General features: G+C 71.8%; 26 protein-coding genes and 3 pseudogenes. 20 read left to right on the top strand and 9 right to left on the bottom strand.

Annotated features, from left to right (window positions below; translation table 11 throughout):
* Nucleotides 1–4: 4 nt before the first annotated feature.
* From IEJ02_RS25550 to IEJ02_RS25535, 4 genes are all read left to right on the top strand, one after another.
* Nucleotides 5–313 carry a hypothetical protein gene (locus IEJ02_RS25550; RefSeq protein ID WP_137981239.1) on the top strand — a complete coding sequence of 103 codons (309 nt, stop codon included), beginning with the start codon at nt 5–7 and terminating at the stop codon, nt 311–313.
* Between the two features lie 358 nt (nt 314–671).
* Nucleotides 672–1145, top strand: a complete 474-nt coding sequence (locus tag IEJ02_RS25545) for a C40 family peptidase (RefSeq protein ID WP_191067016.1) — start codon at nt 672–674, stop codon at nt 1143–1145.
* 87 nt (nt 1146–1232) lie between these two features.
* Nucleotides 1233–1628 (top strand): VOC family protein, encoded by a 396-nt coding sequence (locus tag IEJ02_RS25540; RefSeq protein WP_191067015.1) that lies wholly within the window; start codon nt 1233–1235, stop codon nt 1626–1628.
* Nucleotides 1625–2830, top strand: coding sequence for a nucleotidyl cyclase domain-containing protein (locus IEJ02_RS25535; protein ID WP_191067014.1), 1206 nt, complete (start codon nt 1625–1627; stop codon nt 2828–2830). The genes IEJ02_RS25540 and IEJ02_RS25535 overlap by 4 nt, the downstream gene beginning before the upstream one ends.
* Before the next feature lie 81 nt (nt 2831–2911).
* On the opposite strand, the gene IEJ02_RS25530 is transcribed toward IEJ02_RS25535, so the two are convergent.
* Entirely contained in the window at nt 2912–3340 is a 429-nt protein-coding gene (locus IEJ02_RS25530; protein ID WP_037959925.1) for an ATP-binding protein, read from the bottom strand.
* A 274-nt stretch (nt 3341–3614) separates the two neighbouring features.
* On the opposite strand from IEJ02_RS25530, the gene IEJ02_RS25525 reads away from it, so the two are divergent.
* Both IEJ02_RS25525 and IEJ02_RS25520 read left to right on the top strand, forming a co-directional pair.
* Nucleotides 3615–4484 carry a helix-turn-helix domain-containing protein gene (locus tag IEJ02_RS25525; protein ID WP_191067013.1) on the top strand — a complete coding sequence of 290 codons (870 nt, stop codon included), beginning with the start codon at nt 3615–3617 and terminating at the stop codon, nt 4482–4484.
* 18 nt (nt 4485–4502) lie between these two features.
* Complete coding sequence (locus IEJ02_RS25520; RefSeq protein ID WP_370467127.1) at nt 4503–4730, top strand: DUF397 domain-containing protein; 228 nt, start codon at nt 4503–4505, stop codon at nt 4728–4730.
* A 63-nt stretch (nt 4731–4793) separates the two neighbouring features.
* Here the strand turns inward: IEJ02_RS25520 and IEJ02_RS25515 are convergent, their stop codons facing one another.
* The gene (locus IEJ02_RS25515; protein ID WP_191067011.1) at nt 4794–5972 is read right to left on the bottom strand and encodes an 8-amino-7-oxononanoate synthase; all 1179 of its coding nucleotides are present in this window, start codon (nt 5970–5972) and stop codon (nt 4794–4796) included.
* 169 nt (nt 5973–6141) lie between these two features.
* Between IEJ02_RS25515 and bioB the strand changes: the two genes are divergently transcribed.
* From bioB to IEJ02_RS25470, 9 genes are all read left to right on the top strand, one after another.
* A complete protein-coding gene (bioB, locus tag IEJ02_RS25510) occupies nt 6142–7362 on the top strand; it encodes a biotin synthase BioB (protein ID WP_191067010.1) in 1221 nt (406 codons plus the stop codon).
* A complete protein-coding gene (locus IEJ02_RS25505) occupies nt 7355–8671 on the top strand; it encodes an adenosylmethionine--8-amino-7-oxononanoate transaminase (protein ID WP_191067009.1) in 1317 nt (438 codons plus the stop codon). The genes bioB and IEJ02_RS25505 overlap by 8 nt, the downstream gene beginning before the upstream one ends.
* 153 nt (nt 8672–8824) lie before the next feature.
* Entirely contained in the window at nt 8825–9529 is a 705-nt protein-coding gene (gene bioD / locus IEJ02_RS25500; RefSeq protein ID WP_191067008.1) for a dethiobiotin synthase, read from the top strand.
* Nucleotides 9530–9625: 96 nt separating this feature from the next.
* Entirely contained in the window at nt 9626–10309 is a 684-nt protein-coding gene (locus IEJ02_RS25495) for a class I SAM-dependent methyltransferase (protein ID WP_191067007.1), read from the top strand.
* 122 nt (nt 10310–10431) lie between these two features.
* Nucleotides 10432–11229, top strand: coding sequence for an ABC transporter ATP-binding protein (locus IEJ02_RS25490; protein ID WP_191067006.1), 798 nt, complete (start codon nt 10432–10434; stop codon nt 11227–11229).
* A 107-nt stretch (nt 11230–11336) separates the two neighbouring features.
* Complete coding sequence (locus tag IEJ02_RS25485; protein ID WP_191067005.1) at nt 11337–12254, top strand: TIGR03621 family F420-dependent LLM class oxidoreductase; 918 nt, start codon at nt 11337–11339, stop codon at nt 12252–12254.
* A 51-nt stretch (nt 12255–12305) separates the two neighbouring features.
* The gene (locus tag IEJ02_RS25480) at nt 12306–12731 is read left to right on the top strand and encodes a GNAT family N-acetyltransferase (RefSeq protein WP_191067004.1); all 426 of its coding nucleotides are present in this window, start codon (nt 12306–12308) and stop codon (nt 12729–12731) included.
* Between the two features lie 66 nt (nt 12732–12797).
* A complete protein-coding gene (locus tag IEJ02_RS25475) occupies nt 12798–14171 on the top strand; it encodes a hemolysin family protein (protein WP_191067003.1) in 1374 nt (457 codons plus the stop codon).
* A complete protein-coding gene (locus IEJ02_RS25470; protein WP_191067002.1) occupies nt 14168–15172 on the top strand; it encodes a hemolysin family protein in 1005 nt (334 codons plus the stop codon). Before IEJ02_RS25475 ends, IEJ02_RS25470 begins: the two co-directional genes overlap by 4 nt.
* A gap of 23 nt (nt 15173–15195) precedes the next feature.
* Here IEJ02_RS25470 and IEJ02_RS25465 read toward each other — a convergent pair whose 3' ends face one another.
* Nucleotides 15196–15450 carry a hypothetical protein gene (locus IEJ02_RS25465; RefSeq protein ID WP_370467126.1) on the bottom strand — a complete coding sequence of 85 codons (255 nt, stop codon included), beginning with the start codon at nt 15448–15450 and terminating at the stop codon, nt 15196–15198.
* A gap of 91 nt (nt 15451–15541) precedes the next feature.
* Entirely contained in the window at nt 15542–15832 is a 291-nt protein-coding gene (locus tag IEJ02_RS25460; protein ID WP_223864406.1) for a hypothetical protein, read from the bottom strand.
* Nucleotides 15833–15898: 66 nt separating this feature from the next.
* Here IEJ02_RS25460 and IEJ02_RS25455 point away from each other — a divergent pair, with 66 nt between their 5' ends.
* The 3 genes from IEJ02_RS25455 to mug all read left to right on the top strand — a co-directional run bounded on the left by IEJ02_RS25455 (nt 15899) and on the right by mug (nt 18761).
* Complete coding sequence (locus IEJ02_RS25455) at nt 15899–16669, top strand: SGNH/GDSL hydrolase family protein (RefSeq protein ID WP_191067001.1); 771 nt, start codon at nt 15899–15901, stop codon at nt 16667–16669.
* Nucleotides 16670–16776: 107 nt separating this feature from the next.
* Complete coding sequence (purB, locus tag IEJ02_RS25450) at nt 16777–18210, top strand: adenylosuccinate lyase (RefSeq protein WP_191067000.1); 1434 nt, start codon at nt 16777–16779, stop codon at nt 18208–18210.
* Between the two features lie 8 nt (nt 18211–18218).
* Nucleotides 18219–18761, top strand: a complete 543-nt coding sequence (mug, locus tag IEJ02_RS25445; protein WP_191066999.1) for a G/U mismatch-specific DNA glycosylase — start codon at nt 18219–18221, stop codon at nt 18759–18761.
* 54 nt (nt 18762–18815) lie between these two features.
* Here mug and IEJ02_RS25440 read toward each other — a convergent pair.
* Nucleotides 18816–19169 (bottom strand): annotated as a pseudogene (locus tag IEJ02_RS25440) (5-formyltetrahydrofolate cyclo-ligase); the annotation flags it as partial.
* 8 nt (nt 19170–19177) lie between these two features.
* Nucleotides 19178–19384, bottom strand: a pseudogene (locus tag IEJ02_RS48840) (transcriptional regulator); the annotation flags it as partial.
* A 73-nt stretch (nt 19385–19457) separates the two neighbouring features.
* On the opposite strand from IEJ02_RS48840, the gene IEJ02_RS25435 reads away from it, so the two are divergent.
* Nucleotides 19458–19892: a VOC family protein gene (locus IEJ02_RS25435; protein ID WP_191066998.1), complete on the top strand. Its 435-nt coding sequence runs from the start codon at nt 19458–19460 to the stop codon at nt 19890–19892.
* 70 nt (nt 19893–19962) lie between these two features.
* Here the strand turns inward: IEJ02_RS25435 and IEJ02_RS25430 are convergent.
* From IEJ02_RS25430 to IEJ02_RS25420, 3 genes and pseudogenes are all read right to left on the bottom strand, one after another.
* Nucleotides 19963–20298, bottom strand: a pseudogene (locus IEJ02_RS25430) (transposase); the annotation flags it as partial.
* A 97-nt stretch (nt 20299–20395) separates the two neighbouring features.
* Nucleotides 20396–21016, bottom strand: a complete 621-nt coding sequence (locus IEJ02_RS25425) for an L-threonylcarbamoyladenylate synthase (protein ID WP_191066997.1) — start codon at nt 21014–21016, stop codon at nt 20396–20398.
* Between the two features lie 68 nt (nt 21017–21084).
* A complete protein-coding gene (locus IEJ02_RS25420) occupies nt 21085–21525 on the bottom strand; it encodes a hypothetical protein (RefSeq protein ID WP_191066996.1) in 441 nt (146 codons plus the stop codon).
* A gap of 56 nt (nt 21526–21581) precedes the next feature.
* Here IEJ02_RS25420 and IEJ02_RS25415 point away from each other — a divergent pair, with 56 nt between their 5' ends.
* A complete protein-coding gene (locus IEJ02_RS25415) occupies nt 21582–22538 on the top strand; it encodes an RNA-guided endonuclease InsQ/TnpB family protein (protein ID WP_317985923.1) in 957 nt (318 codons plus the stop codon).
* The last annotated feature ends 12 nt before the right edge of the window (nt 22539–22550 follow it).

The following is a 22550-nucleotide window of genomic DNA, read 5'->3' as shown; positions in this document are numbered from 1 at the left end:
CGCGGTGCTGCCACCGGAGCTGCCCCCGCTGCCCGCCCTCACCCGCGCGGAGGGGAACATGATCGACGGCTATCTGGAGGTGGTCGATCTGCTGGGCCGGATCAACCCGGCGCGCGGCCGTGACACCTACGCCAGTCTGCGGGCCGCCCAGGCCCTGGTGGGAAAGGCCACCGCGCTGCGGGACGCGCTGACGCTGATGCATGAGCGCGGGGAGAGCGAGCTGCACACCGCGACCCTGGCCCGGGCGCTGCGGGTGCTGGACGGTGAGCGGCGCGCGGAGCGCGTCACGCTGCCCCCGGCGCTGCGGGCCTGAGACGGGCCGACCGGGAGCGCGGGGGCCGTCGGAGGGGCGCGAGCCTGTCACCGTCGCGCGGGGCCGTCACCCGAACGGCGGAGCGGGATTCCGTCGCTCCGGGCGGGATCGGCTTGCGCCCCGCGACCGCCCCGGGTCCGTGCCCCCGTCCGCCCCACCACGCCGTAGCACGGCCGTTCGGGCAGATCATCGCCGTGGGACGGAGCGCTCGGCACCACCCGAACGGCCCCACAGTGACCACCGTCACACCGCGCCCTCTCGAGTCGGAACCGGCGCCGCGCCTGCGTGACCATCCCTGGAGACGACAGGACCCCGCCACCGCACCGGGGCGGGGTCGGCTCACGAAGGGTTCCGTGTGATGGCTGCGCACATACGTATCCCCAGGATGTTCTCCCGAGCGAGCGCCGTCTCCGCCCTCACCGTCGCCGCCGTGGGCGGCACCGTGGCGACGCCGGGCAGTCCACCGGAGGCCGAGGCCGCGACCGTCGCCGCCAAGGCGCTGCGGATCGCGGCCTCCAAGAAGGGCGCACCGTACAAGTACGGCGCCGCGGGGCCGAAGCGCTTCGACTGCTCCGGGCTGACGCAGTACGCCTACAAGCGGGCCGGGAAGCGGCTGCCACGCACCGCGGCCGCCCAGTACAACCACACCCGCCACATCAAGGCCGCCTCCCGCAAGGGCGGGGACCTGGTGTTCTTCCACTCCGCGGGCGGGGTGTACCACGTCGGGGTGTACGCGGGCGGCGGCCGCGTCTGGCACGCCCCCAAGACCGGCGAGGTGGTGCGGCTGGAGCGGATCTGGACCAAGAAGGTCTGGTACGGGCATGTGCGCTGACCCGCCGTAGGCGTCAGTGACCGTGGGTAGGTTGACGGGGCCGGGACACCGCTGTGGACCGGCCCCGTCGACCACCGGAGGCATCGCATGGCGTATCTCAACCCGGTCCGGCACATCACCTTCGACGCCCGTGATCCCCACGCCCTCGCCGGGTTCTGGTCCCGGCTGACCGGCTACGCCCTGGAGGACTCCGAGCCGGACGGCGACTGGGCGCTGATCAGTCCGGGGCAACCCGGGGTGCCGGGGCTGCTCTTCCTGCGGGTCCCGGACTCCAAGACCGTCAAGAACCGCGTGCACCTGGACATCCAGCCGCCGTCGGGTACCCGGGACGCCGAGGTGGAGCGGCTGATCGGGCTCGGCGCCCGCGTGGTGGACGACCGGCGCACCGAGGACGGGCTGGGGTGGGTGGTGATGTCCGACATCGAGGGCAATGAGTTCTGCGTGGAGCGCGGCGCCGTCGAGCGCGGTGTGGTGCCGGCATGAGCGAGCCCTTCCAGGCGGACCGGACCTACGACCAGGTGTATCTGCTCTTCGTCGACACCTCCGGGTATTCGACGATCGTCCGCTCGAACCCCAGGGACCGCGCCGCCCACGCCTTCGACCTGCTGCGCGAGCGGATGCGCGCGCGGATCGAGCAGTTCTCGGCCCAGTACCGCTGCGCCCGCGGCGACTTGTGGAGCTGGCGCGGCGACGGGGGCTTCTTCGCGGTCCACGACGACCGCGAGAGCGTGGCCCGCGATGTCGCGCTGGAGGCGGCCCGCACCTTTCTCACCCTCGATCTGCGCCATCTGCGGGACGAGTTCGCCCGGGCGGGGCTGGACGGCGAGCTGCATGTGCGGATGGCGCTGCACAAGGGGGCGATACGGCACACCGGCGAGGGCCGGACCGGCACCATCCACTCCCCCGACATCAATCTGGCCGCGCATCTGGAGAAGGCCACTCCCCCGGACTGCCTGGCGGTCTCGGAGGATGTGTACCGCACCGCGGGGCCGTACGCGGAGCTGTTCGCCCATGTGGGAAGCCATGAGGGCAAGGACGTCTATCTGATGGCGGGCGACGGGGGCCCGGACGGGGCGGCCAAGGCGTGGCTGGCGGGCCGGGGGCTCGCGGACGGCTCCCCGGTGCACGCGTATCCGGAGCGGCCGAGCCCGCAGGAGAAGGCGCGGCTGCTGGACGCGGCGGCCGAGGAGGTCCTGGACATGGGCACGGCGCTGCGCACCACCTCCGGCCGGCTGGTCACCACCGAGCGCCCGGCCCGCTTCCGCGACGCGGTCCTCGGGCTGCTGCGCCGGGGCGGCAGCTACCGCTGCTATCTGCTGGATCCGTCCTCGGACGCGGCGGCCACGCTCTCCCGCCAGTACCAGGAGGACATGACGCGGAAGATCAAGGATTCGCTGGAGCGTTTCGGCCGCTTCAAGGAGCGCTACGGGGCGGAGGCCGACGGCCTGCGGGTCTACCAGACGGAGGAGTTCCCCGGCTTCTCGGCGCTCACCATCGATATGCGCGGGCCGAGCGGGCTGATCCTGTACTCGTCGTATCTGATGGGCACGAGCCGGTACGGGGTGATCGAGCGCGGCGACATGCCGCACTATCTGATCGGCCCGGCCGCCGGGCGGGTCTACACCCGGATCCGTCAGCTGGCCGAGGCGCGGGCCTCGGAGGGGCAGGCCCAGCGCGTGCTGTGAGCGGTTCGGGCGGATCGGGGCGGATCGCGGCGGTCCGGCCGGGCTCAGCGGACGGGGACGGGGACGGGACGGTCCAGCCGTTCAGCGGACCGGGACGGTCCACGGCAGGGCGATCCAGACGGTCTTGCCGCCGTCCGCGGTCGGGGTGACGAACACCTCGCCGCCCGACTCCGCGGCCAGACATCGGACGATCACCATCCCGCGCCCGCTGTCCTGCTGGGTGGCCAGCGGCAGCCACCTGGGCCATTTCGGATGGCTGTCGGTGACCCCGATCTCCAGCCGCTGCTCGCGGTCGAGCCGCAGGTCCACGGTGAAGGTGGGCGACTGGCCCACGGTGTGCTCCACGGCGTTGGTGGCGAGCTCGGAGACGATCAGCCGCACGGTGTCGGCGGCCTCCGCCCCCGCCCCGAGCCCCCATTCGGCGAGCACGTCCGTGACATAGGCGCGTGCCGCGGGAACCGACGCCGGTGCGCTCGGCAGAGTGACGGATGCTTCCTGATGGTCTGCCATGACGGCCTGTCCCTTTCCGGCCGGGGCGCGGCTGCGGACGCGTTTCGAGGGTGGACTGACGAAGCCGGTGAAGTCGTGGGCTGCCCGACGGCTCCACGCGTCAGACTGCCACCAATGGCCTCCGTAACGGGGGCGATCCACGGAGTTATGCATATATCTGTCGCCCAAAGCGGTGAACTCTGCTACGGAAGACCGGATTTGGAAGGCACACTGGGCCACTGGTGCGACATGCCCTGTGGGTGACGCGCCAAAAGGAAGGCGGGAGGGAGAACTGATGCGATACGGCCCGGCGGTGCGTCGCCGCAAGCTCGGCGCGGAACTGCGCCGCCAGCGCGATCTGGCCGGGCTCACCAGTGGTGAGGTCGCCACTCGGCTGGGCTGGCACCAGTCGAAGGTGAGCCGGATCGAGACCGGGCGGAGCGGGGCCAAGCCGTCGGACGTGGCGCGGCTGCTGGAGGTCTACCAGGTCGCCGACCCGGAGCTGCGCGCCCTGCTGGAGACGCTGTGCCGCGGGGGCGCCTCGGATCCGGAGGGGTCGCGGCGGGGGTGGTGGTACGCGTACCGCGATCTGCTGCCGCCCGCCTACCGGGACTTCATCAGCCTGGAGGCGGAGGCGTCGGACGCGTACACCCTGGAGACCACGGTGGTGCCGGGTCTGCTGCAGACCCCGGACTACGCCCGGGCGGTGACCCTCGCGGCGCTCCCGGATCTGCCGGAGCCTCAGGTGGACTCGTTGGTGGAGGTGCGGATCGCGCGCCAGTCGGTGCTGCACGGCGAGCGGCCGCTGCGGCTGCACGCGGTGCTCGACGAGGCGGCACTGCGGCGCGAGGTGGGCGGGCCCGAGGTGATGACGGCGCAATTGCGCCATCTGGCCGAACTCTGCGTATTGCCTCAGGTGCGGCTACAGGTGTTGCCATTCTCTATCGGAATGCCCATTGGCATGACAGGTCCTTTCATTATTTTCTCTTTTCCGCACATTAGTGACCTGGACGTGGTAGTTCTCGACCACTTGACGAGTAGCCTCTATCTGGAGCGGAAAGAAGACCTCCGGGCGTACAGCGCCGCGTTCGAAGTACTGCGCGCTCACGCCCTGACACCTGAGGAATCGTTGTCCTTCATCAACAAAATCGGGGGCGGCGCCTGAGGGGGCACCATGTCCAAAATGTCCACTAACTCCGTCGGCTGGCTGCGCAGCAGCTACAGCGTCGGAATGAACAACTGCGTCGAGACAGCCCTGCTGGGGCCCGACCGGCTCGGCGTGCGCGATTCGAAGAACACGGCAGGCCCCGTCCTGCTGTTCACCCCGTCGACCTGGGTCTCCTTCCTCGAGGGACTCAAGGGCGACGGCCCCGGCTCCGGCATCTCCCGTTCAGCCGGAACCGGAAGCTGATCCGTCAGTGAAGTATCTCTTCCGCCGGTGAGCTGATCCGCTCACCTTCCCGTAGTTGAGTCATCAGGCGGTCGGCGCGGTCCTCACGATCACGTCGACCGCCTCTTCGACCTGCGCCTCCGTCAGGTCCCCGCGCGCGGTCAGCCGCAGCCGGGAGACGCCGTCCGGGACGGACGGCGGGCGGAAGCACCCCACCATCAGCCCGGCCGCGCGGCAGTCCGCGGCCCAGCGCACCGCCTCCTCCGGCGATGGGGCCCGCACCGACACCACCGACGCGTCCGGCCGCACCGCGGCCAGCCCGGCGGCGGTCAGCCGCCCGTACAGCCCCATGGCGACCGTACGGACGCGGGCGGCGCGCTCCGGCTCCCGGCGCAGCAGCCGCAGGCTCGCCAGGGCGGCGCCCACGGCCGCCGGGTTGAGCCCGGTGTCGAAGATGAACGTCCGTGCGGAGTTGACCAGGTGCTCGATGACCCGGGCGGGCCCCAGCACCGCCCCGCCCTGGCTGCCCAGCGACTTGGAGAGGGTGGCCGTGACCACCACGTCCGGCGCGCCCGCGAGCCCGGCCCCGTGCACCGCGCCGCGCCCGCCCTCGCCGAGCACCCCCAGGCCGTGCGCCTCGTCCACCACCAGCGCCGCGCCGTACGGCCGCGAGACACCGGCGAGGGCGGCCAGCGGGGCGGCGTCGCCGTCCACGGAGAAGACCGCGTCACTGACGACGAGGGCGCGCCGCTTCGCCTCCCCCGCGTCCGCTTCCTCCTCGGCCGCGCCCAGCGCCTTGCGCACGGCGTTCGGGTCGGCGTGCGGGACGACGGCGATCTCGGCGCGGGAGAGCCGGCAGCCGTCGATGAGCGAGGCGTGGTTGTCCGCGTCGGAGACGACCAGGGCGTCCCGGCCGCTCAGCGCGGAGACGGCGGCCAGATTGGCCGCGTAGCCGGAGGAGAACACCAGGGCCGCCTCGAAGCCGCAGAACGCGGCGAGTTCCCGCTCCAGCGTGGTGTGCAGCTCGGTGGAGCCGGTGACCAGGCGCGAGCCGGTCGACCCCGCGCCCCAGCGGTGCGCCGCCGCGGCCGCCGCGGCCGTCACCTCCGGGTGCCGGGCCAGCCCCAGATAGTCATTGCTCGCCAGATCGAGCAGCGGGGAGTCGGCGGGGCGGGGGCTGAGCCGGCGCGCCAGCCCCGCCCGGTCGCGCCGCTCCCGCTGTGCGTCGATCCATGCGAACGCGTCGTCGCGGTCCTGGGGCATCGGCTGTCTCGCCTTCCGTGGCCTCGTCTCGGGCACCGACTGTCGGGTCCGGATAGAACGTAGCCTCGTGCATGCCCGGTCATGGTGTGGCAATACACACACCCCGATCAGCGCGTCTTGTACGGTCCCTCCTTGGCCGCGGGCGGTGGGGTAGGAAAGGATCGTCGCCATGGACCTGCTGAACACGCTGGTGGAGAAGGGGCTGCGGCGCGAGACGCCCACCCGCGAAGAGGCGCTCGCCGTCCTGGCGACCTCCGATGACGAGCTGCTCGATGTGGTGGCCGCGGCGGGCAAGGTGCGCCGCGCCTGGTTCGGGCGGCGGGTGAAGCTCAACTATCTGGTGAACCTCAAGTCGGGGCTGTGCCCCGAGGACTGTTCGTACTGCTCGCAGCGGCTGGGCTCGACGTCCGGGATCCTCAAGTACACCTGGCTCAAGCCGGAGCAGGCGGCCGCCGCGGCGGGCGCCGGGGTCGCGGGCGGCGCCAAGCGGGTGTGCCTGGTCGCCAGCGGACGCGGCCCGACCGACCGCGATGTGGAGCGGGTCTCCCAGACCATCGCCGCCATCAAGGAGGAGCACCAGGACGTCGAGATCTGCGCCTGTCTGGGGCTGCTGTCCGACGGCCAGGCGGAGCGGCTGAAGGACGCGGGGGCGCACGCGTACAACCACAACCTCAACACCTCCGAGGCGACGTACGGCGACATCACCACCACCCACACCTACGCCGACCGGGTCTCGACCGTGCGGCAGGCCCAGGCGGCGGGGATGTCCGCCTGTTCCGGGCTGATCGCGGGCATGGGCGAGTCGGACGAGGACCTGGTGGACGTGGTCTTCTCGCTGCGCGAGCTGGACCCGGACTCGGTGCCGGTCAACTTCCTCATCCCGATCGAGGGCACCCCGCTGGCCGGGGACTGGAACCTCACCCCGCAGCGGTGTCTGCGGATCCTGGCCATGGTGCGGTTCGTCTGCCCGGACGTCGAGGTGCGGCTCGCGGGCGGCCGCGAGATCCATCTGCGGACGCTCCAGCCGCTGGCCCTGAACCTGGCGAACTCGATCTTCCTCGGCGACTATCTGACCACCGAGGGCCAGGCGGGCAAGGACGATCTGGCGATGATCGCCGACGCGGGCTTCGAGGTGGAGGGCACCGATACGACGACGCTGCCCGCGCACCGCGCGGACGCGGCTGCCGCCGCCGGTGCCGGCTGCGGCGGCCGCGGCGGCGAGGGCGGCGGCTGCGACCCGTGCGGTGACGCGGCGCCCGCCGACGCCGTACCGGCCCGGGCGGCGGCCGATGCGACGGTGGCCGCCCCGGCGGGAGCGCGGGAGTCCCACGCCGACCTGGTCGCGGTGCGCCGCCGCGGCGCGGGCACGGATCTGCCGCCCAATGCCTGAGCCGCTGACCCCGGCCGAGCTGCGGGAGCTGGACCGGCGGCACGTCTGGCATCCGTACGGCCCGATGCCCGGCCGCCAGGACCCGCTGGTCGTGGAGTCCGCGGCCGGGGTCCGGCTGCGGCTGGCCGAGCCGGTGGAGGGCGTCCGCGAGCTGGTGGACGGGATGTCCTCGTGGTGGTCCGCCATCCACGGCTACAACCACCCGGCGCTCAACGACGCCGCGCGCGGTCAGCTGGACCGGATGAGCCATGTGATGTTCGGCGGGCTCACCCACGAGCCCGCCGTCCGGCTGGCCACCCGGCTGGTGGAGATCACACCCGGGCCGCTCCAGCACGTCTTCCTCGCCGACTCCGGTTCGGTCTCGGTCGAGGTCGCGGTGAAGATGTGCCTCCAGTACTGGCGCTCCCTCGGCCGCCCCGCCAAGCGGCGGCTGCTGACCTGGCGCGGCGGCTACCACGGCGACACCTGGCAGCCCATGGCGGTGTGCGACCCGGAGGGCGGGATGCACCGGCTGTGGTCCGGTGTGCTGCCCGAGCAGATCTTCGCGGACGCGCCGCCGCCCGGCTTCGACGCGGACCCCGACCCGGCGTATGAGCGCCACGTCCGTGAGCTGGTGGCCCGTCACGCCCATGAGCTGGCCGCAGTGATCGTGGAGCCGGTCGTCCAGGGCGCGGGCGGGATGCGCTTCCACTCCCCCGCGCTGCTGCGGGTGCTGCGCGAGGCGTGCGACGAGCACGATGTGCTGCTGGTGTTCGACGAGATCGCCACCGGCTTCGGCCGCTCGGGCGCGCTCTTCGCGGCCGAGCACGCGGGGGTGTGCCCCGATGTGATGTGTCTGGGCAAGGCGCTGACCGGGGGGTATCTGACCCTCGCCGCCACGCTGTGCACCCCGCGGGTGGCGGAGGGCATCTCGCGCGGCGAGGTGCCGGTGCTCGCCCACGGCCCGACCTTCATGGGCAATCCGCTGGCCACGGCCGTCGCCTGCGCCTCGATCGATCTGCTGCTCTCCCACGACTGGCGGCAGGAGGTCAAGCGGATCGAGACCGGGCTGCGGGACGGTCTCGCGGAGGCGGCCGCCGTGCCGGGCGTCCGGGACGTACGGGTGCTCGGCGCGATCGGCGTCGTCCAGCTGGACCGTCCGATGGACGACGCGGCGATGGCGGCGGCGACGCGGGCCGCGGTGCGCGAGGGCGTGTGGCTGCGCCCGTTCCGCGATCTGCTGTACACCATGCCGCCGTACATCACCGGGGACCACGATCTGGCCCGGATCTGCGCGGCGGTCCGGGCGGCCGCCGCCGCGGCCGTCTGACCCACCCGCCCCGCCCCCGCGGTCGGCTCTCCCCGGGAAAAGAGACCGACCGCGGCCGAGGGGAGAGAGCGGGGCAGCTTGAGGCAGCGCCCCGGTGCGGCTTGAGGCAACGCCCCCGGGCACGAACGAAAGCGAAAGGCAACGGAAACGAAGATGACAGTCCTGGTCGTCACCGGTACGGGCACCGAGATCGGAAAGACCGTCAGCACGGCGGCCGTCGCCGCCACGGCGCTCGCGCGCGGCCGCTCGGTGGCGGTGCTCAAGCCCGCCCAGACCGGTGTCGCGGCGGGCGAGCCGGGTGACGTCGCGGAGGTGGCCCGCCTCGCCGGGGCGGTGACCCTGCTGGAACTCGCCCGCTACCCCGAGCCGCTGGCCCCCGCCACCGCCGCCCGCCGCGCCGGACGGCCTCCGGTGCGGCCGCACGAGGTGGCCGAGGCGGCGGAGAAGCTGGCCACCGAGCACGATCTGGTGCTGGTCGAGGGCGCGGGCGGGCTGCTCGTACGGTTCGACGAGACGGGGGCGACGCTCGCCGACGCGGCCCGGCTGCTCGGCGCGCCCGTCCTCGTCGTGGCCCACGCGGGCCTCGGCACGCTCAACGCGACCACCCTGACCACGGAGGCGCTGCGCGCCCGCGGGCTGGAGTGCCCCGGCGTCGTCATCGGCAGCTGGCCCGCCGCCGCGGATCTCGCCTCCCGCTGCAATGTGGCCGATCTGCCGGAGTCCTCCGGCGTCCCGCTGCTGGGCGCCATCCCCCAGGGCGCCCCCGCCCTTCCGCCCGCCGAGTTCCGCGCCCAGGCCCCCGGTTGGCTGGCGCCCCGGCTGGACGGCACCTGGGACCCGGCGCGGCTGGCCGCGTAGCGACACCCCCCGTCTGGGCAGACTCCCGGTACCGGCCATTGTCCGCAGGGACATACCCGGAAGAAATGCCCGCACCTGGGACAAGGGGGAGCTCCCATGCCCGTATGCCGTCGCACACCCCCGCGTGACGCCGTCCACCACCCGCTCTTCGCCCGCTGCTACGCCAGACTGAGCCCACTGGCCGACGAGCGGGCCGGTCTTGGTGAGCTGCGCGGCGAACTGCTGGCCGGGCTCTCCGGCCGGGTCATCGAGATCGGCGCGGGCAACGGACTGAACTTCCCGCACTACCCCGAGACCGTCTCCGAGGTCGTCGCCATCGAACCCGAGCGCCATCTGCGGCGGCTGGCGGCCCGGGCGGGGCTGCGCGCCGGGGTGCCGGTGGACGTGGTGCCGGGCGTCGCCGAGGCGCTGCCGGTCAAGAACGAGGGGTTCGACGCGGCGGTGGTCTGTCTGGTGCTGTGCTCGGTGCGCGATGTGCCGCGCGCCCTCGCCGAGCTGCTGCGGGTGCTGCGGCCCGGCGGTGAGCTGCGCTTCCTCGAACACGGCCGCGCCGAGGGGCGGGTCCTGGCGGCGGCCCAGCGGGCGCTGGACCGCACGGTCTGGCCGCTGATGTTCGGCGGCTGCCATACGGCGCGCGAGGTGCGGTCGGAGATCGCCGCCGCGGGCTTCGAACCGCTCGGCCACCGCCGGCTCCGCATCCCCGACCGGGGTCCGACGCTGCCGACGTCCCCGTGCGTGCTCGGCGCCGCGCGCCGCCCGTCGTCGCCGTCCGGCCCCTGATCGCCTTCCCGTCGGCGTCCGCGTTCCCGTCGGCGCTCGCATTCCCGTACGTCCGCGGGCGCGCGTACCGACGGCCGGGTCCCTACCATCGAGGGCACGACGTTCCGATACGGGGAGGCATCGTGTCCACACCGGCGGCAACGAAACGGGACGGGTTCGCGGACGGCGGCGCCCATGTGGCGGCCCGGGCCCGGTCCCTGACCAAGGCGTACGGCAGCGGCGAGACGGCCGTGCTCGCGCTGGACGCGGTGGACGTGGAGATCGAACGGGGCAGGTTCACCGCGGTGATGGGCCCGTCCGGATCCGGGAAGTCCACCCTGATGCACTGTCTGGCGGGTCTCGACACGGTCTCGTCGGGCCGAGCCTGGCTGGGCGACACCGAGATCACCGGCCTGGGCGACAAGGAGCTGACCCAGCTCCGCCGCGACCGGATCGGCTTCATGTTCCAGTCGTTCAACCTGCTGCCCACGCTCAACGCGGCCGAGAACATCACCCTGCCCATGGACATCGCGGGCCACAAGCCCGACCGGGAGTGGGTGGACCGGGTCATCGACACCCTCGGGCTGCGGGACCGGCTGCGGCACCGGCCCGCCCAGCTGTCCGGCGGACAGCAGCAGCGGGTGGCGTGCGCGCGGGCGCTCGCCTCCCGCCCCGAGCTGATCTTCGCCGACGAGCCCACCGGCAACCTGGACTCCCAGGCGGGCCTGGAGGTGCTGCGCTTCCTGCGGGAGGCCGTGGACGAACTGGGGCAGACGGTCGTCATGGTCACCCACGACCCGAGCGCGGCCGCCCACTCCGACCTGGTGCTCTTCCTCGCCGACGGCCGGATCGTGGACCGGATCGAGCGGCCCACGGCCGAAGCGGTGCTGGAGCGGATGCACATCTTCGCGGCGGCCACCGCCCCCGACCCGCTCAACTGATCCCCCCGGCCCCGGGCCGGATCGGCCGGGCCGCCGAATGAGGGTGAGTGGTCCCGAACCGGGCCGATCTCCGATACGTTCGCGGTATCCGCGATCAAGGAGGGCTCATGGCAAGGCCGTTCCGTTTCGGAGTCAATCTGCTCACCCTTGAATCGGCCGAGGCATGGCGGGCGAAGTGCCGCCACGCCGAGCAGCTCGGCTATGACGTGCTGCTGGCCCCCGACCACCTCGGCAACCCCGCCCCGTTCCCGGCGCTGGCCGCCGCCGCCGAGGCGACCGAGCGCCCACGGCTGGGCACCTTCGTGCTCAACGCCGGCTTGTGGAACCCCGCGCTGCTCGCCCGGGAGGTGACCACCTGCGACGCGCTCACCGACGGCCGGCTGGAGCTCGGCCTGGGCGCCGGCTATGTCAAGGCCGAGCACGACAGCGCCGGGCTGCCGTTCGGTTCGCCTCGGGAGCGGGTGGATCATCTGGTGCACACCGTGGCCGAGTTGGAGCGGCTGCTGACCGATCCCGAACACCGGCCGCGGTCCACCCAGTCCCCGCGCCCGCCGCTGCTGCTCGGCGGCAACGGCGACCGGCTGCTGCGGCTGGCCGCGCGCCACGCGGACATCGCGGCCTTCACCGGCGCGGTACAGCCCGCCGGCAAGCCCCAGGGCACCCTCCAGCTGATCAGCCCGGAGGCGCTGGAGGGCCGGATCGCCGCCTTCCGCCGCTTCGCCGCCGAAGCGGGGCGGACGCAGGAGTCCGACGAGAGCGATGAGGCCATCGAGCTGAACTACCTCATCCAGATGGTCGGCCCCACCGAGGACCGGCGCGCCAAGGCCCGTGAGCTCGCCCCGTACGCACCGGACCTCACCGAGGACCAGCTGCTGGAGCATCCGGCCCTGCTGCTGGGCGACGCCAAGGAGATGGCGGAGCAGCTGCGGGCCCACCGCGAGCGGTTCGGCTTCTCGTACTTCGCGGTGCTGGAGCACAACATGGAGGCGTTCGCCCCGGTGATCGAGGAGCTGCACGGCAGCTGACCCGGCGGAATCCCGTCGACGCCCGGGTCCGCCCGATGGTGGGATACGGGCATGAACGATCTCCGGATACGCGCCGCGGCCCCCGCCGACCTCGACACCGTGCTCGCCTTCTGGAAGGAGGCGGCGGAGGGCACCAGCATCAGCGACGACCGGGACGGGGTGGCCCGGCTGCTCGACCGCGACCCGGAGTCGCTGCTGCTGGCCGAGCGGGACGGCGAGCTCGCCGGAACCGTGATCGCCGGTTTCGACGGCTGGCGCTGCCATCTGTACCGGCTGGCCGTCCACCCCGGGCACCGCCGCCGGGGCGTGGCGACGGCCCTCCTGGCAGCGGCCGAGGAGCGGTTCGCGGCCCTGGGCGGACGGCGCGGGGACGCGATGGTGCTGAACGAGAACGAGCTCGCCCACCACGCGTGGAGCGCGGCGGGCTATGCGCCGCAGCCGCAGTGGAGCCGCTGGGTCAAGCCGCTGCGCCCCTGACCCGGCGGCCGTCCCGGGCGGGGCGCCGCCGTGCGGTGCCTTTTAGCATGGGACGGAGGTGAACCGATGACCGAAGTCCTCCTCCTGGCCGTGGCGCTCCTCCTGGCGGTGGCCTGTGGCGCCTTCGTCGCGGCGGAGTTCTCGCTGACCACGGTCGAGCGCGGCGAGCTGGAACGCGCGGCCGGGCGCCGGGAGCGCGGCGCGGCCGGGGCGCTGAAGGCCGTGCGGAGCCTCACCTACCAGCTCTCCGGCGCGCAGCTCGGCATCACCGTGACCAATCTGGTCGTCGGCATGCTGGCCGAGCCGTCCGTCGCGGCCCTGCTGGCCGGGCCGCTCACCGCGATCGGCGTGCCCCGGTCGGCCGTCCCCTCGACCGCGCTGGTGCTCGGCACCTTCCTGTCGACCGTCGTGCTGATGGTCGTCGGCGAGCTGGTGCCCAAGAACTGGGCGATCTCCCGGCCGCTGCCGGTCGCCAAGGCCGTGGCCACCCCGCAGCGCGTCTTCAGCTCCGCCTTCCGCCCGCTGATCAGCCATCTCAACAACACCGCCAACCGCACCGTGCGCCGGCTGGGCCTGGAGCCCGCCGAGGAGCTGGCGTCCGCGCGCGGTCCCCAGGAGCTGATCGCCCTCGCCCGGCACTCCGCCAAGGAGGGCGCGCTGGAGAAGGACACCGCCGAGCTGTTCGTCCGCACCCTCAACCTCTCCGGGCTCACGGCGGAGAACGTGATGACCCCGAGGGTGCGGGTGGTGGCGCTGGACGTACGGGCCACCGCCGAGGACGTGGCCAACGCGACCCGCGCCACCGGGCTGTCCCGCTTCCCCGTCTACCGGGGCAGCCTGGACACCGTCGCCGGGCTCGTCCACATCAAGGACGTGCTGGCGGTCCCCGCCGAGGAGCGGCCCCGCCGCCCGGTGTCGGAGGTGATGCGCGACGCGGTGTTCGTCCCCGAGCCGCTCACCGTGGACCGGCTGCTGGACCGGCTCTCGGCCCAGCGCAGCATGGCCGTGGTGATCGACGAGTACGGCGGCACGGCCGGGGTCGTCACCCTGGAGGACATCGTCGAGGAGGTGGTCGGCGAGGTCCGCGACGAGCACGATCCGCATGAGACCGCCCAGCTGATCCCGATGGGCCGGGACCCGGAGGGCCATACGCTGTACGACGCGGACGGCGCGGCCCGCGTCGACCAGCTGGAGAGCATCGGGCTGCGGGTGCCCCCGGGCCCGTACGAGACGCTGGCCGGGCTGATCGCCACCGAGCTGGGCCGGATCCCGGCCGTCGGCGACACCGTCGAGCCGGCGGGCTGGTCCGTGGAGGTGCGGAAGGTGACGAGCCACCGGGCGGCCCGGGTCCGGCTGCGGGCGCCGCTGCGCGGCGCCGGGGGCGACGGGGGCGGCGGGGGCGGCGATGTGCACGGGGCCGAGGGGGCGACGGGCCGATGACCGTTCTCCAGTTGCTGATCGGCCTGTTGACGCTGGTGTTCAACGCCTTCTTCGTGGGGGCTGAGTTCGCCCTGATCTCGGTGCGCCGCAGCCAGATCGAGCCGCATGCCCAGCAGGGCGACCGGCGGGCGCGGGCCGTGCTGTGGGGCCTGGAGCACCTCTCCGCGCTGCTGGCCGCCGCCCAGCTCGGGATCACGCTGTGCACGCTGGTGCTGGGCGCCGTCGCGGAACCGGCCATCGCGCATCTGCTGGAGCCCCTGTTCCACGTGGTGGGTCTGCCGCTGGGTCTGGTGCACCCGATCTCGTTCGTGATCGCGCTGACCCTGGCCACCTATCTGCACATGCTGTTCGGCGAGATGGTGCCGAAGAACGTGGCGCTGGCCGAGCCGGTGCGCACCGTGCTGCTGCTCGGCCCGCCCCTGGTCGCCCTCGCCCGCACCCTGCGCCCGGTGATCTTCGGGGTGAACGCCCTGGCCAACACGTTGCTGAAGCTGTTGCGCGTGGAGCCCAGGGGCGAGGTCGCGGCGACCTTCTCCGACGATGAGCTGGCCCGGATGGTCTCGGACTCCAGCGAGGCCGGACTGCTGGACGACCGCGCCACCGAGCGGCTGCGGGACGCGCTGGAGCTGGGCCGGCGACGGGTGCGGGACGTGGTGCTGCCGATGGGCCGGGTGGTCAGGGCGCGGCTCGGGGTGACCCCCGAGGAGCTGGAGCGGCTGTCGGCGCGTACCGGCTTCTCACGGTTCCCGGTGGTGGACGGCTCCGGGCGGATCCTGGGCTATCTGCATGTGAAGGACGCGCTGGACGCACGGCCCCGGGAGGTGCCGTTCCGCCCCGATCAGCTGCGCCCGATCCCCCGGGTGCGGTCCCTCACGCCGCTGGACGACGTGCTCACCGCGATGCGTGACAGCCGTACGCACCTCGCGGCCGTCATCGCGGCGGACGGGCGGCTCGAGGGGCTGGTGACCATGGAGGACGTGCTGCGCGAGCTGGTCGCCTGAGCGCCCCCGCCTGCCCGTGTCCGTCATTCCCCGGTGTGTTTGGACTCATGGGCGATGATGCACGCCTGCCAGTGGGCCAGCGCCTCCTCCCGGCCGCCGCCGCCCTCCTCGGCCACCGCCACCAGCGCATGGGCGGCCATCGCGGCGAGCCGCACCGCGACCCGGCACACATCGCGTGTCTCGAGCGGCTCCAGGAGGGCGGCGGCGCCCTCCCCGTCGTCGGCGAGCGCGGCGGCGACGATGGCCATGGTCGTACGGTCGCATTCGAAGGCATCCACGCCGACCAGACTGCCCCGCCGCGCGGCGCGCGGAACCCCGGGCCGTCCAACCGGTCCAACCGGGGGCCCGGCCGGAGGGGCCGCGCGAGGCTCAGCGACGGGGGCCGGGACCGGAGCCGGGACCGGGACCGGAGCCAGGACCGGAGCCGGGGCCTGGACCGGAGCCGGGGCCGGGGCCAGGGCCGGGCCGGGTGCCCATCGGGTCGTAGCGGAAGATCACGTACTCGACGCGTCCGATGACCTTGGTGCGGTTCGTCCGCCGGTACAGCTCGGGTGGCCGGAAGATGTTGTCGTCGAAGATGTCCGCGCCGGGCTCCACATTCCAGCTGGCGGTCGTCCCGTTCCGCGCTCCGCCCTCGAAGTAGATGTGGGTCATCGCCATGCGGCTCATCATGCTCGCGCTCGGCGGTCCACGCAGCCCACGCACCGGGATAAGATCGCCCGAGCCATGCAGACGAACATCACCTACAGCAGCTTTGTCGCGGTCGGCGACTCCTTCACCGAGGGCATGTCGGACGCGCTTCCCGACGGCACCTACCGAGGCTGGGCGGATCTGCTCGCCGGGCGGCTCGCGGCCCGCAGCCCCGGGTTCCGTTACGCCAACCTCGCCGTACGCGGCAAGCTCATCGGGCAGATCGTCGAGGAGCAGACGGGCCCGGCGGCGGCCATGGGCGCCGACCTGGTGACCCTGGTCGGCGGGCTGAACGATGTGCTGCGGCCGAAGTGCGACATGGGCCGGGTGTGCGGACTGCTGGAGGAGGCCGTCGAGCGGCTGGCGCCCAGTTGCAAGCGGCTGGTGCTGATGCGCAGCCCGGGGCGGCGCGGACCGGTGCTGGAGCGGTTCCTGCCCCGGATGGAGCGGCTGTTCGCGTTCATCGACGAGCTGGGCGCGCGGCATGACGCGACCGTCGTGGACCTGTACGCGTCCGAGGCGGTCGGGGACCCCCGGATGTGGCACGAGGACCGGCTGCATCTGAACGCCGAGGGGCACCGGCGGGTCGCCGAGGCCGTGTGGCAGGCGCTGGGCCATGAGCCCGAGGAGGACTGGAACGCGCCCCTGCCGCCCGCGGTACCCGTCGGGTGGCTGGCCCGCCGCACCTCGGATGTGCGGTTCGCCCGCCAGCACCTCGGGCCGTGGATCGGCAGGCGGCTGACCGGCCGCTCCTCGGGCGACGGGCGGGCCCCCAAGCGCGCCGAGTTGCGGCCGTACGAGGGCTGATCCGCGAAGCCCGGGTCCCGGGCCGTTCGGCGTGGTCCGTCCGGGCCGTTCGGCGGGGTTCCTCGGCCACCGGTCTGGCCTGCGAGGACGGCCAGTAGACTCGGCACGTGACTGGTAAGCCGCGCATTCCGAACGTCCTGGCCAACCGCTACGCCTCCACGGAGCTGGCCGTCCTGTGGTCCCCCGAGTACAAGGTGACGCTGGAGCGGCGGCTGTGGCTCGCCGTGCTCCGCGCCCAGAAGGACCTCGGAATCGAGGTGCCGGACGCCGCCCTCGCCGACTACGAGCGGGTCCTGGAGACCGTCGATCTGGCCTCGATCGCCGAGCGCGAGAAGGTCACCCGCCACGATGTGAAGGCCCGCATCGAGGAGTTCAACGCCCTCGCCGGCCATGAGCACGTCCACAAGGGCATGACCTCCCGCGATCTCACCGAGAACGTGGAGCAGCTCCAGATCCGGCTCTCCCTGGAGCTGGTGCGGGACCGTACGGTCGCGGTGCTGGCCCGGCTCGGCAAGCTGGCCGCCGAACACGCCGAGCTGGTGATGGCCGGCCGGTCGCACAACGTCGCGGCGCAGGCCACCACGCTCGGCAAGCGGTTCGCCACCGCGGCGGACGAGCTGCTGGTCGCGTACGAGCGGCTGGAGAACCTGCTGGGCCGCTATCCGCTGCGGGGCATCAAGGGCCCGGTCGGCACCGCGCAGGACATGCTGGACCTGCTCGGCGGCGACGCGGCGAAGCTGGCCGAGCTGGAGCGGCGGATCGCCACCCACCTCGGCTTCGGGCAGGCGTTCACCTCCGTCGGCCAGGTCTATCCGCGCTCGCTGGACTACGACGTCGTCACCACGCTGACGCAGCTGGCCGCGGCCCCGTCCTCGCTGGCCAAGACCATCCGGCTGATGGCCGGGCACGAGCTGGTGACCGAGGGGTTCAAGCCCGGCCAGGTCGGCTCGTCCGCGATGCCGCACAAGATGAACACCCGCTCCTGCGAGCGGGTGAACGGCCTCGCGGTGATCCTGCGCGGCTACGCCTCGATGACCGGGGAGCTGGCGGGCGACCAGTGGAACGAGGGCGATGTCTCCTGCTCGGTGGTGCGCCGGGTCGCGCTGCCGGACGCGTTCTTCGCCTTCGACGGGCTGCTGGAGACCTTCCTGACCGTGCTCGACGAGTTCGGCGCCTTCCCCGCCGTCATCGCCCGTGAGCTGGACCGCTACCTCCCCTTCCTCGCCACCACGAAGGTGCTGATGGGCGCCGTACGGGCCGGGGTGGGCCGCGAGGTCGCCCATGAGGCGATCAAGGAGCACGCGGTGGGCGCGGCGCTGGCGATGCGCGAGCGGGGCGCTGAGCGCAATGAGCTGCTCGACTCGCTCGCCGCCGATGAGCGGATCCCGCTGGACCGGGCCGCGTTGGACGCGCTGATGGACGACAAGCTCTCCTTCACGGGCGCGGCCGCGGACCAGGTGGGCGCGGTGGTCGCCCGGATCGAGGAGATCGTCAAGGAGCGCCCGGAGGCCGCCGCCTACGCTCCCGGCTCGATCCTCTGACGCCGGCGATGACGCCCGCCGAACTGGAGGCCGCCCGCGACCGCCTCGTCCCCGATGTGGTCGCGGACGGCCTGCGCGTCCTCTTCTGCGGTATCAACCCCGGGCTGATGACGGCCGCCACCGGCCACCACTTCGCCCGCCCCGGCAACCGCTTCTGGCCCGCCCTCCACGCCTCGGGGTTCACCCCCCGCCGGCTCCATCCGTCCGAGCAGTCGGAGCTGGTGCGCTATGGGCTCGGCATCACCAATGTGGTGGCGCGCGCCAGTGCCCGGGCCGATGAGCTGAGCGACGAGGAGTACCGGGAGGGCGGCCGGATCCTTCAGGAGAAGGTGCTCCGGCTGCGGCCGCGCTGGCTGGCGGTGGCGGGGGTCACCGCCTACCGGGTGGCGTTCGGCGACAAGAAGGCGAAGATCGGGCCCCAGACGAGGACCATAGGCGAGACCCGGATCTGGGCCCTGCCGAATCCGAGCGGGCTCAACGCGCACTGGACGCTGCCGGCCATGGCGGAGGAGTTCGGCCGGCTGCGCGCCGCAGCCGAGGCGGAGGGCTAGGCGAACGCCGCAGCCCGAGGTCGAGCGCTCTGTTTTCGGAGCCTAAAGAGCGTCCTACGTTGGACGGCGCTGCGCTAGCACCGGAATAGCGGCGATCTTCTCGGACGTGAGGTCGTCCCACACCAAGCCGCGCGGCCGTCGGCGGTTGAGGCAAGGGATCATCGTGTCTGGCGTGACGATGTAGTCCACGGAGAAATCGTGCTCCGTCTCGGGGATGTCGTCCGCGCCCTTCTTCTCGGCGACCTCCTCGGGCGGGCGTGTCAGGCTCTCGGGGTCGAGCAAGTAGAACGGCTGCGGACCAGCCATCCTCGGCACGGCCATGTAGACCCGCTTACCGTCTTTGAGAGCGCGGACGCGCACCGGAAGCTGGGCCCAGTCAGGGTTCGCCTTGACGGTCGTCGCCCGCCGCCTTTTCTCGCCGCCTCGTCCAGCTTGCTTTGGCGGATGAGCGCCAAGGCCAGGTTGCCCAACACGATGGCTTGGCTCTTCTTCTTGGACGCCAGCGCCCGCGAGGTCATATGGAGGATAGGTTCGGCCCGTTCCGGTAGGTCGAGGAACAGGTAACACGATCCAGCGAGCCGATTGAACTCATTGACTGTGTAGTACGGCGCAGCCACGTCGTCACGACGGGTGGTGGGCGGATCCGCCTGAAGAAATGAGCGGCAGGGTCCCCCTTGTACGCGGTACGGTGCGCCGATGTCAGCGATCAAGAAGTTCCAAGTCACCTTTGACTGCGCAGAACCTGAGCGCCTCGCTCGCTTCTGGTGCGAGGTGTTGGGGTACGTCACACCGCCGCCACCGGAGGGATTCACTACCTGGGAGGATTTCAACCACACTCTGCCCCCTGAGAAGCAGGGGTCATGGTTCGCCTGCAGTGATCCCTCAGGTGTGGGCCCGCGCCTGTACTTCCAGCGCGTCCCCGAAGGCAAGATCGTCAAAAACCGGGTGCATCTCGACGTCCGGGTCGGCACCGGGCTCGTGGGGGACGAGCGCCTCGCCGCGCTCGAAGCTGAGTGCGCACGACTGGTTGCGCTCGGTGCGACCCACGTACAAACGCTGTATGCCGATGAGGAAAACGAGTCATGCATCCCAATGCTGGACATCGAGGGCAACGAATTCTGTATCGACTGAGCATTCTCCGAGCCGGGGAGGCACGGAACCGCCTCCCCTGGGCCTCTCTGGTCCTCGTATGGTGCGGGAGTTACCCCGTGAGCGCGAGGTTGTGCAGCCGGGCGATGCCGAGCATGGCGGTGTGAACGCCGTCGCCTTTCAGGCGGCAGTTACGAAGGATCTTCCATGCCTTCATCCGTGCGAAGGCGTGCTCGACGCGGGCCCGGACCTTGCGGTGGGAGGTGTTGTGCTCCTCTTTCCAAGCCGGCAGTTCGGTCTGGCCGCGTTCACGGCGGTGTAGGACTAGCAGGCCGGTACCCCGATAGCCGCCGTCCGCGATGACTGTGGCCCGGCCGAGGGCGGCCTTCGCACCGGAAAATTCCCACGCCTTGCAATCGGCAACCGTATGATCCCGCGTGGGCACTAGCTAGGGGACACCGGAGCGCGGCTAACCGGGTGTCCATTGTCGGCAAGAAGACGGATACCGAGCTGGCGGTCAACATGAGGTGATGCCGTCGGTGCGGTCACTCGAACCGTGCTGTGTCGCCCGCCCCTCGACGTACGATCTCGGGTTCGCCGCCGGACAAGTCGATGACCGTGGTCGGCTCGGTGCCGCAGTCGCCCGAGTCCACCACGGCGTCCACCACGTGGTCGAGCCGTTCTTTGATCTCCCAGCCCTGCGTCATCGGCTCGTCCTCATCGGGCAGAAGCAGGGTGCTGGAGAGCAGCGGCTCACCGAGGTCGGCGAGCAAGGCCTGAGTGGCGGCATGGTCAGGAATCCGGACTCCGACCGTCTTTTTCCTCGGGTGCAGCAGCTGCCGCGGCACCTCCTTCGTCGCCGGGAGGATGAAGGTGTAACTGCCGGGCGTCGCTGCTTTGATCACGCGGAACACGTCTTTGTCGACGTGCACGAACTGGCCCAGCTGCGCGAAGTTCTGGCACACCAGCGTGAAGTGGTGACGCTCGTCGAGGTTCCGGATCGACCGGATCCGGCCGATGCCGTCACGATTGCCCAGTCGGCATCCCAGTGCGAAGCAGGAGTCCGTCGGGTAGGCGATGAGCGCGCCGGAACGGATCATGTCAGCCACATTGCCGATGGTGCGCTGCTGTGGATTATCGGGGTGCACATCGAAATACTTCGCCATCCGCCGAGCCTATGCGATCAGGACACCCCGGTTGTTTGGTGCCCCGGACGCGGCCGAGCCCGACGATGTCATATCGTGCCCTCCTCCCCTATCGCCACCAGCAGCTGGAACGGCAGCTCGCGGTCGCCCTGCCCGACCCCCAGCCCGACCCAGCGGCCGTCGACGCGCCAGACGCGCAGCTCGGGTACGTAACCGCACAGGGTGTCCAGCGGGGGCGGGACCGGCTCGCCCATCGCCGAGCGCTCCAGGGAGTCGGTGAGGTCGAGGACGTCGGGGGCGCCCCACCGTAAGGTCAGCACCTGGTCCAGCGCGCTCAGCTCGGCCTCGAACTCCTCCAGCACCTCCTCGACCCGGGTCAGATCCGCGTCCCAGAAGTCCTCGCTGACGCGGAGGTCGGCGACATGGAAGCCGGGGCCGCTGTCCACCCGTCCGTCGGCGGTCCGCTGCGTGGGGAAGTCCCGCACGCGCAGCTGATCGATCATGGCCACATGGTCCGCCGTACTGGTCATCGGGAACCTCCGAGGAAAACCCCGCCTTCAGTCGGAGGAGGGGCCGGGCTCCTGCGGTGCGGGGCAGGGGCAGGCGAATCGCCGCCAAGGCGGTTCAGAAGACCGAGGAACTCGCCTATCTGAACGACGTTTCCTCGGTTCCGCTCCAGCAGACCCTGCGGCACCTGCAAGGGGCGTTCACCAACTTCTTCGCCAGGCGGGCGAAGTACCCGCGGTTCAAATCGCGGAAGAGGTCCCGCAACAGTGCGGAGTACATCACCAGCGGGTTCCGCTTCCGGGAAGGGAAGCTGACGCTGGCGAAGATGAGCGAGCCGCTCGACATCGTCTGGTCGCCTCCCTTCCCGGAACACGCTTCCCCCTCCACAGTGACCGTGTCGCAGGATGCCGCAGGGCGCTGGTTCGTCTCCCTCCTCGTCGAAGACTCCGCCGTTCAGCCGCTTCCCGCCAACGACCGGGCGGTCGGCATTGACGCCGGCCTGGACTACCTCCGCAAGGCCAGGGGCAACGGCGCCAACCGGGTCAAGGCCCGCCGCGAGGTCGCCAAGGTCCACGCCCGCATCGCAGACCGCAGGCGTGACCACCTGCACAAAATCACCACTCGTCTCGTGCGTGAAAACCAAACGCTCGTGATCGAGGACCTCACCGTCCGGAACCTGCTCAGGAACGGCAAGCTGTCCCGGGCGATCTCCGACGCGGCATGGTCGGAGTTCCGCAGCATGCTGGAGTACGAGGCTGCCTGGTACGGCCGGGACGTGATCGCGGTCGACCGCTGGTTCCCCTCCTCCAAGCTCTGCTCGAACTGCGGCGCCTTGCGGGACAAGATGCCGCTCAGTGTCCGCACCTGGAGATGTGACTGCGGTGCGACCCACGACCGGGACGTCAATGCCGCGAAGAACCTTCTGGCCGCCGGGCTGGCGGTGTCGGCCTGTGGAGCCGGTGTAAGACCTCAACGGGAATCCTCCCGGACGGGGCAGTCGGTGACGAAGCAGGAATCCCCACGGCGCGAGCCGTAGGAATCCCCCTCT

Source organism: Streptomyces sp. 5-10 (assembly GCF_014712245.1).
Classification (GTDB): domain Bacteria; phylum Actinomycetota; class Actinomycetes; order Streptomycetales; family Streptomycetaceae; genus Streptomyces; species Streptomyces violaceusniger.
The sequence above is the reverse complement of the archived record's forward strand: the minus strand, read 5'-3'. Positions and strand labels throughout refer to the sequence as shown.